At 66.7% G+C, this 9191-nt stretch carries 5 protein-coding genes; 3 read left to right on the top strand and 2 right to left on the bottom strand.

Translation table 11 applies throughout. The annotated features are described in order from the left end of the window. Window positions 1–212: 212 nt before the first annotated feature. Window positions 213–446 carry an effector-associated constant component EACC1 gene (locus GWK61_RS49920; protein ID WP_194920861.1) on the top strand — a complete coding sequence of 78 codons (234 nt, stop codon included), beginning with the start codon at window positions 213–215 and terminating at the stop codon, window positions 444–446. 84 nt (window positions 447–530) lie between these two features. On the opposite strand, the gene GWK61_RS49915 is transcribed toward GWK61_RS49920, so the two are convergent. Beyond that, on the bottom strand, window positions 531–1031 hold the full coding sequence (locus tag GWK61_RS49915) for a transposase family protein (RefSeq protein ID WP_323748127.1): 501 nt from the start codon (window positions 1029–1031) through the stop codon (window positions 531–533). Window positions 1032–1163: 132 nt separating this feature from the next. Between GWK61_RS49915 and GWK61_RS49910 the strand changes: the two genes are divergently transcribed. Together GWK61_RS49910 and GWK61_RS49905 are read left to right on the top strand one after the other, a co-directional pair. Next, window positions 1164–7223: an RHS repeat-associated core domain-containing protein gene (locus tag GWK61_RS49910; protein ID WP_194920860.1), complete on the top strand. Its 6060-nt coding sequence runs from the start codon at window positions 1164–1166 to the stop codon at window positions 7221–7223. Beyond that, window positions 7220–7525: a hypothetical protein gene (locus GWK61_RS49905; protein WP_194920859.1), complete on the top strand. Its 306-nt coding sequence runs from the start codon at window positions 7220–7222 to the stop codon at window positions 7523–7525. Before GWK61_RS49910 ends, GWK61_RS49905 begins: the two co-directional genes overlap by 4 nt. Before the next feature lie 309 nt (window positions 7526–7834). Here GWK61_RS49905 and GWK61_RS60315 read toward each other — a convergent pair whose 3' ends face one another. Further along, the gene (locus GWK61_RS60315) at window positions 7835–9082 is read right to left on the bottom strand and encodes a C39 family peptidase (protein WP_323748126.1); all 1248 of its coding nucleotides are present in this window, start codon (window positions 9080–9082) and stop codon (window positions 7835–7837) included. Window positions 9083–9191 lie beyond the last annotated feature (109 nt).

Genomic DNA, 9191 nt, shown 5'->3' with positions numbered 1-9191 from the left:
TCGTGCCCGAACCGGTTCTGCCATCGCAGGCCCCACCTTCAGTAGCGATCCCGCTACTACCAAAGATGAGGCCTGCGACCCGCACTGTCACACCACCCGGCGAACGTGACCGGTCACCGCACTAGCGGCCGAGGTCGGGTAGGCGTGCGGTGGATTGGACAAATACGATGCTGGTTGGCGTGAACAGAACGCGGACGAAGGGGGCGCCGGCCGTGACGAGCGTGCTCATCCGGGTCGAATCCGGGTCTGCGGCGGAGACGCGGGTCCTGTACCGGGCCCTCAGGGGGGATCTGGACCTGGCGCAGGCGGCGGAGCTGTCGATCCTCGAACACCCGCCGGCCAATGACGAGCTCGGCACCACCACGGATGCCGTCCTAGCCGTCGTCAACGGCGCCACTGCGCTCGGCGCGCTGGTCGTCTCGATCAGTGGGCGGTTGTCATCTTGAAGTCGCTGGTCAGGTCTCTGGCGTGGCAGAGTGCGTGGGTGCTCGTGCTGGTTGGCCGCGACTGTCTTGGATCTAGATCGTCTGTCATCGATCGGCTTCGAGGTTGGTCAGGACGAGCACGGCGCGCAGGAGGTTGGTGGCGCGGGCGGGGTTGGTGCGGAGTTTGGTGAGGACGCGCCAGTTTTTGAGGTGCGCGAAGCCGTGCTCGACGGGAGCGCGTCCGGCGGCGATCACCTTGTTGGCGGTCTTCTGGCCGGTGGTGAGCTTGCGGTAGCGGGTGGCCTTGTAGCCGGTGATGATGACCAGGTCGTCGGGGTCGGCCGGTTTGTCCACGCCGAGGAATCCGAGGTCTGCCAGGGCGCCGAGGCCGGCGGCTTTCAGGTGGTCGAGGATGTGGTCGTGGCGGGCGGCGGTGGCGTCGTGGGTGCGGCCGGGTCTGGCGGCGGAGATCCAGAGGAGCCGTCCGTTGTCGTCGGTGAGGGCCAGGAAGTGCAGGCCGTGACGGTGGTGTTTGCCGGAGTAGTTGGGCCGGTTGGCCTTGCCGGTGCGGCGGCGGGTGGGAATGAGGGTGCCGTCGATCAGCACGACCTCCCCGCCGCGTCGGGCGATCTTCTTCAGGGCGCGGTCCAGGCGCGGTGCCCTGGCGGCGAGCAGGTCGATGATCTCGTTGGTCCAGCGCCGGATCGTCGTGTCGGGTCCAACCAGAACGTGTCGCTGGTGGACGTGGTGATCGATCCGCGTGGGCTGGCGATGTCGTATGAGTTCAGTTACAGCGGTTCGCTGCTGGCGCGCTGGTCGGGGGACTTGTTCCCGACGGCGTCGACGACCCGTTCCTGGGGGTTCGGTGCGTTCGGTCAGGTCGCCAGCATGTTGGACGAGAACGGAAACGCGACGTCCTGGCAGTGGGCGTCAGAGGGCTGGCTCAATGCGATCACGCGGTATCGGGACGGCCAGACGTCCACCACCACGGCGTACATGCATCAGACGCTGGGGCCCAACGACCAGGTGCTGCAGCCGGGTGATCCCCGCTACGGGGAGGTGACGCAGACCATCGACGCGGACGGTCACGTGGTCAACATGACCTACAACGCCAACGGATCGCTGGTCACGCAGTCGACGGCGGTGAACAAGGTCGCTGCGAACGCGGCGACCAGCACGTACGCCTACACCTGCGACAACAACACTGTGCCGCCGGCGGTGGTGAACGACACGACGGTGGCGGCGTCGACGTTGCAGCCGTGCAACCTGCGTGCCTCGATGACGGACCCGGACGGCCGGGTCACCACCTACGGCTACGACCATCTGGGTCGGCAGACCAGGGTGACGACGCCGGCGGGTCAGGTCAGCAACTCCTTCTACGACGCCTACGGGAACATGGTCAAGAAGGTGGTCGTCGACGGTGCCGGCTCGATGGAGACCGACTACACCTACGATCCGGACGGCCACCTGCTGACGCAACTGGACCCGTCGGCTACCAACCAGATCACGGGCGTGACGCACCAGATGCTCACGACTGACAGATACGACAGCGACGGCAACCTGGCCAGCTCCACCAGGGCCGACCAGACTCCGACCACAGCCGGCGGGGACAATTTCCGGCGGACCATCTACAGCTACGACGGAATGGGCAACCGCACCCAGACCCGCACCAGCCCCAGTCCTGTCATCACAAACACCACCGCGACGTATGACGCGCTCGGCGACATGCTCACCGAGACCGACACGAACGGCACGACGTTCCACTACGGCTACAACCAGGCCGGTCAGCCCACGTATACGGAGCTGATGAACTTCGTTGACGACCCCAGTGTGCCGACGGCGCCGCGCAACGTGTTCCTGTCGTTCAAGTACTACGACTATGCGGGGCGTTTGCAGGCCGTCGATGACGCGATGCAGCACACGGTGTCCTACACCTACACCAACGACGATCTGAAGAGCACCGATACGTTCCAGTCCTACCAGGAGACCCCGGGCGCGTCGGCGCAGGATCTCGTGCTGCACACCTACACCTATGACCTGACCGGTAATCAGTTCACTGACACCGCTAGTGGCACGTCGTCCTCTCCGAAGCGGGTGACCAAAACCGGCTACGACATCGCCAACACCCGTACCAGCACCACGGTTGACCCCGGCGGGCTGAACCGCACCACCGCATACGCCTACGACCCGGCCGGTACCTTGTTGGCGACCACGTTGTCGGACGGTACGCGTACCGAGACGACGTCGAACGGCTACACGCCTACCGGGCAGCTGTATCAGGTCTCTGTGCACAACGACGCGGCGCCGGATGAGGTGAGCACGTTCCAGCGGGACGCGTCTGGGAACGTGCTGGCCTCGACCGATCCGCGCGGTTCGGCGGCGTTCGGGTCCACCACGCCGCCGTCGCCGGCGTACACGACCACCGACGGCTACGACACGCTCGGTCGTCTGGTGTCCGTGACCGAGCCGCCGGTGCAGGTGGAGAACGGCTCCGGGGCAGCGCCGACCACGGTTTCGCCGCAGGCGGTGCGTGGCTACGACACATTCGGCGAGCCGACTGACGTCCGTGATCCGAACGGGGCTGTCACCCACACCGTCTACGACGGGTTGGGCCGTAAGACAGAGGTCGACTATCCCACCGCGGCGCAGCCGGACGGGTCGACGTCCAAGCCGGTGGAGAAGTGGACGTACGACAGCAACGGCAACGTTCTGACGCACGTCGACCGGCTGGGGCAGACCACCACCTACAAATACGACATGCGCAACCGCCCCCTGACGGTCACACAGCCTTCGGCCGACGGGAAGGCCGCCGCCGGGGTCATCAAGAATGTGTACGACGACGCCAACAACCTGCTGTCGCAGATCGATCCGACCGGCGCGCAGGTGCTGCACACCTATGACGTTGCCGAGCGGTTGTCGACGACGGTACAGGTGGTGCGTAACGGGACTTCGACGCCGACGCAGTACACCACCAGCTACACCTATGATGCTTTCGGCGAGGTGTTGTCTGTCCGGACCGCCGACACCAGCGTGCGCATGCGGTACAACAATGCCGGGCAGCTGCTGTTCTCGCAGCAGAGCGGCCGGGGGACAACCTCCTACCAGTACGATGTGGCGGGGCGTCCGACCGTGGTGTCAGATCCGCTCGGGCGTTCCGCGCAGTACACGTACGACCTGGCCGGGCAGGTGGTCCAGGCCGGTCAGTACGACGCCACCAAGACTGTGCAGGCCACGCAGAAGTACGGCTATGACCAGGCCGGGCAGCTGACCTCGCTCACCGACGGGCGCGGCAACGTCCGGTCGGCCGCCTACAACGCGGCAGGGCAGCTCACCTCGATCACTGATCCGGCGACCGTGGACAACAAGGGCGTCACGCACCCGGCGGCCGTCACCACGACTGGCTACGACGCCGACGGCAACCCCACGCGCACCACCGACGCCAACGGCAACGCCGCGTATCAGACCTATGACAGCCTCGGTGAGCCGATCACCCGGGTCGAGCCCGCTACCGCCGCCCAGCCGAACGTCGCCGACCGGACCTGGACCGTCAGCCACAACACCGCCGGTTCGCCGATCGACAGCACCGCACCCGGCGGGGTGTCCACGACGGAGACCTACGACAACCTCGGGCGGCTCACCGGCCAGACCGGCACCGGCGCCGAGACCGCTACTGCGGCCCGGTCCCTCGGATACGACCTGGACGGCCAGCTGACCTCCATGTCCTCGGCCGCGCTGGCGCCGATGAGCTTCGGCTACGACGACCGGGGCCTGATGACGTCGGCCTCCGACACCCCGCCCGGTGGCACCTCCACCGTCGCCTACACCGCCTCCTACGACGCCGAGGGCCGGCTGACCCACCGCGTCGACGTCACCGGCGCCACCGACTACACCTACTCCGGGCTGGCCGACGTGGGCACCGAAACCGACATGGTCTCCGGCGCCACCCGCGCCTACACCTACGACACCGCCGGGCAGCTGCAGACCGAGAAGGACACCACCTCCGGCACCGCTGGACCGTCCACCGCCTACGGGTACGACGCCCTGGGCCGGATCAATACCCAGACACTCTCCGATCCCACCAACGCCCAACTCGGGCAGCTGAAGTACACCTGGGACCCCAACGGCAACCTGACCAGCAAGACCGGTAGCGGCACCTACGCCACCGAAGGCTCCCACACCTACGCCTACGACGCCGCCGACCGGCTGACCGACGACACCACCAGCAGTGGCGGGACCACCAGCGGCCAGGAGCAGTACACCTGGGACCCGGTCGGCAACCGCACCTCCGTCACCGACCTGAACGCCGCCGGCACAGCCACCAGCACCACCACCGCCATCTTCGACCAGCGCAACCGGCTACAGACCCTCACCGCCCCGGATGCCACCACGACCTACACCTGGTCCCCGCGCGGCACCCTGGCCGGCACCAGCAAAACCGTCACCGCCACCGGCGCGACCACCACCACCGCCGACAAGTTCGACGCCTTCGGCCAACTCATCAACGACGGCAGCACCACCTACTCCTACGATGCCCTCGGCCGCCTGCAGAACAACGGCAACGGCTCCAGCGGCCTGAACCAGTACGCCCAAGCCGGCCTGGAACCGGCCAGCGACGGCGCCTGGAACTACGCCCGCGCCCCCGGCGACACCAGCGCACCCCTGGCCGCCACCCCCACCAGCGGCGGCAGCGCCCTGAGCCTGCAAACCAACGCCCACGGCGACATCATCGCCGGCACCAACCCCAAGACCGGCGCCCTGGCCGCCAGCCGCAGCCACAACGCCTTCGGCGCCGTCACCACCAGCACCGGCACCCTGCCCAACGTCGGATACCAGGGCAGCTACACCAGCCCCGCCACCGGCCGCACTTACGCCGAATCACGCTGGTACGACCCCACCGCCGGCATCTTCCTGTCCGAAGACAGCGCAGCACCGGCCGCACACAACGCCGTCGGGACGAACCTGTACGCGTACGCGGCAGCCAACCCCACCAGCGCTTTCGACCCCAGCGGCCACGACTGCGGCTGGTTCTCCGTCGTCTGCAATGTCGGCAGCGACATCGGCAACGCAATCTCCACCGCCGCGCAGAACAGTGCAAATGCGATCGGCCAGATCACAGCTTTCGTCGGAGCCGGAGTGAGCAGAGCCGCAGTTGCCGTCGCTGAAGAGGCGGCTCCGGCACTTGCGGCGGCAACCGGGCTCGCCGAAGTCGCTGAAGGCGCAGTTGTTTGCGCATTCGGCTGCGTTGCAGCACTGGTAGTGGGGTCGATCATCGTACTAGGGGTCGTCGGGTACGGCCTTTACACCTTTGCCGTAACCGATCGCGGACTGACATTTGATGGCCTGTTCGACCCAGTCAGCGGAACCACCGGCTCGCTGGCGACCACCACCGCACCCGGGGCCGGAACTGACCCCTCGGTGTTCGTCCACCCGCCGTCCACCACCACACCGGTCACCGCGCCGTCCGCGGCCAACCAACCGGCGCCCCCGCCTCCGCCGCCTCCGCCGCACATCACCAGCGGCAAGACGGTGACCGCCACCAAGACCTGGGACACCACTTCCAAGTGGTACGACAACCAGTACCTGTACACCCGCGTCGACCACTACAGCCAGGTCACCACCACCGTCTACACCTACTGGTCCGACGGCCGGCACTACTGGCAGACCACCGTCTCCCCGGTCAAGGACGACTGGACGATCACGCAACAACTGCTGATCGACTGGTCCAACCCCATCCAGTTCGCCACACCCACCGTCACCGTGGCCGACAACCGCGCACCGGCCAGCGGCCAAGGCACAGCCCCGGTCGGTACCTGTGGCGCGGGCGGCAACACACTGTCCTGCACCGCCGCAGACTTCCCGACACTCCCACCGGGCGGCCTGCTCGACCTCGGCGGCGCCACCAGCCAGAAGTCCTGTCTGATCATCCTGGCCGGCTATCAGTGCACCGCCGACGGCAACCTGCTCAACATGGGCACCGGCACCACGTGTTCACTGGCGCAGACCGGCGGCTGCGGCGACAACATGTGCCACTCCTTCGCTGGCGGAACCCGCGTCCTGATGGCTGACGGCAACAGCGAGCCCATCGAGGACGTCAAGGTCGGCGACACGATCGAGAACGCGGCGCCGGGTGGTGCCCTCGAGCGCCACCGCGTCGACGCGGTACACAAAACCCTGACTGACAAGTCCTTCACCGCGCTGACGATCAGCACTGCGCATGGCGACGAGACGATCACGAGCACGCAGAACCACCCGTACTACGACGTGACCCAAGGGGCGTTCGTGAACGCCGCCGAACTCCGGATCTCAGACCGGCTGGAGACCGGCGGGAACTCCGACGCCGCAGTCGCCGGGATCCGCGATTTCAGCTCCTCGTTGGTGACGTACGACCTGACCATCGATGGCCTGCACACGTACTATGTGGTCGCTGGCGACACGCCGGTGCTGGTGCACAATGACACCTGCAAAAAGCTCCCCTCGACGGTCAACGCGAAATACGCCGTGCTTGGGCGACGTGGAAGCCCTCTGCAGTTCTATCGAGGACTGAACGGCTTCGAGGTCCTGAGCTTGAGGAAGTGGAACATCGGCAGAAACGACGAGTGGATCGCGGGCATAATCGCGAAGGGGCAGCCCGTGCTGTTGGCCTCCCCGATCAGCGACGACTCGTTGGCCGGCGACCCCAAGGGCGGCTACGATGAGTCAATATTCGCTAGGGAGGTTAACCAGCTGTTGGCCGCCGGGTACGAGTTTTCCGATGAGGGCACGGGCTCCTATCAGTACCTCGTTCCACCGTCGTCATGAGCATCGCAACGGTTGGAGGAATAGTGCAGCCGTCGGAAAAGTGCCTGAGGTATATAGGAAGAGTGTTGTCGCCGGATATACTCGATGCCTTCATGAACGGCGTCAGTCGGATTACCGCCCGCGACATCGATGGTCAGGATCCTGACCGGATCGTAGTCGCGATGTCCATCCTTGCCGAGCGCGGCATGGACGTGACTTCATTGATTGCCTTCGTTCAGCGTGACTGGGCTGATGTCTTGATGTCAGCCGGGCTTGCCGGAGCAGATTGGGAGGCTGTCGTCGCCGACGAACTTAAGCGATGACTCGTCTGATCTTCGGCTGTCGAGGGCGTTGCGGAACCTCCACGCTTCCACGACGGCCAGGCGCGACTGCTTCGCCCCGATCCGATCCCTGTTCCGAATCGTGAAGCCGATTTTGTTCGGGCTGAGGATGTCGGGCGCGTTGAGTAAGGAGCGTATGAGCTCAGTGCATGTCTTCAGCCTACTGGGCTTCGAGTTCGGGGGTCCGGCTGGAACAGGCCAGAACGGGGAGAACCGCCGCCTCGCCAGGCAGCTACCACGAGCAGCCTGGCGAGACCGCGACCGGCACCACGCAGGGGCCTCAATCAGCTCTCATCCCCAGGGGTCGCAGGGCCAGCTGGGGTTCCGCGGGTCCACGACGTCCGGCAGTCCCTTGTCGTGCGGCTTGATCAGGTATGCGACGCCGCCGGAGCTGTAGCCGGGCTTGCCGTTGGCCTTGGTGAAGTTGGTCCGGAGCCACACGTTCTCGAACGTCCGGCGCGGGTACACCGTGTACACCTCGGCGTTGGTCTTGGCGGCGGGGTCGTTCACGATCACGTCGCCGGTGTCCGTGAAGCCGATGACGAGCCACAAGTGCCCGTTGCTTGCGTAGCGGCCGTTCTCCTCCAGCGTGAACGACTGCGCGGTCACGATCGGGAACCCTGCCGCGATCAGCACCTCCAGCTCGGTCATCGAGTTCAGCCGCACGACCATCGCGTCCAACCCGTACGACGCCGCGTACGCGCAGGTGAACGGCCAGTTCCCAGTGCCCTGGTACCCGTAGTCGTAGCTGTACCGCGCCGCCTGGTCCACCGCCGGGTCCGCGTAGCTCGGATCGACCCACGCCAGCTGATCGGCCGTGGGCGCCTTGCCCCAGTACTCGACCACCATCTCCGTCGACGTCGGGCTGCACCACGCCTCACCGCCGCCGCCGTACACGGGGTACTGCCCGTCGTGCACGTACTGCGCGTACGGCTTGACCGGCAGGGTGACGCCGGTCGCCGGTCCGGGCGTGCTGGCCGGCACCGTGGTACGCGTCGGGACGTCGGACGCGGCCGCGCCGATCTGCCACACGCGCGGCGTCGCACGCGAACCGGGGTGGCGCAACAGAGTCAGGCGCAGTTGGTAGGCGCTCATCGAGTGCCCGGTTTCCGAACTCCACGTGTCGGTGTCGACCTCGCCGTAGGCGTTGATCTGGCCGTTGACCGAGGTGCGGTCGAGCTCGCTGTCGTCGAACGTCCAGATACCCATCACCCAGTCGTCGACGTGGCCGTCCTCCATCGTCGCCAGCAGCTCCACCTTCAGGAACGTGCCCTTCGGCGTGTCCGCGTTCCAGTGCGCGGTCAGCTGCGTCGCGCCGAAGTCCAGCCGACGCAGCGGGGAGGTCCAGGTCGCGTACTCGTACATCGTGGTGGTGTTCAGGTAGGGGTCGGTGTACGACATGGTCCCCACCGCCTCCGCGATGACGACGCCCAACCGCTGCCCCGGCAACGCCAGGATGCCGTCGGACTCCCCGCACTGGAAGTCGGACCGCGTGGTCCACCGGTCGAACCGCACTCGTGCCTGGTCTGTGTTCCGCACCGCGCCGTTCCTCACCGCGCCGGTGCCCGCGGCCTCGTTCGCCATACTGTTCGTAGTCGCCGACGCGGACGTCGACGCCGCCGCCGTCCCGGCCCCCGCGACCCCCACC

The sequence above is a fragment of the Catenulispora rubra genome, from assembly GCF_015356825.1.
Taxonomy (GTDB): Bacteria; Actinomycetota; Actinomycetes; order Streptomycetales; family Catenulisporaceae; genus Catenulispora; species Catenulispora rubra.
Note: the sequence above shows the minus strand (reverse complement) of the source record. Positions and strands in the feature narration are given on the sequence as shown.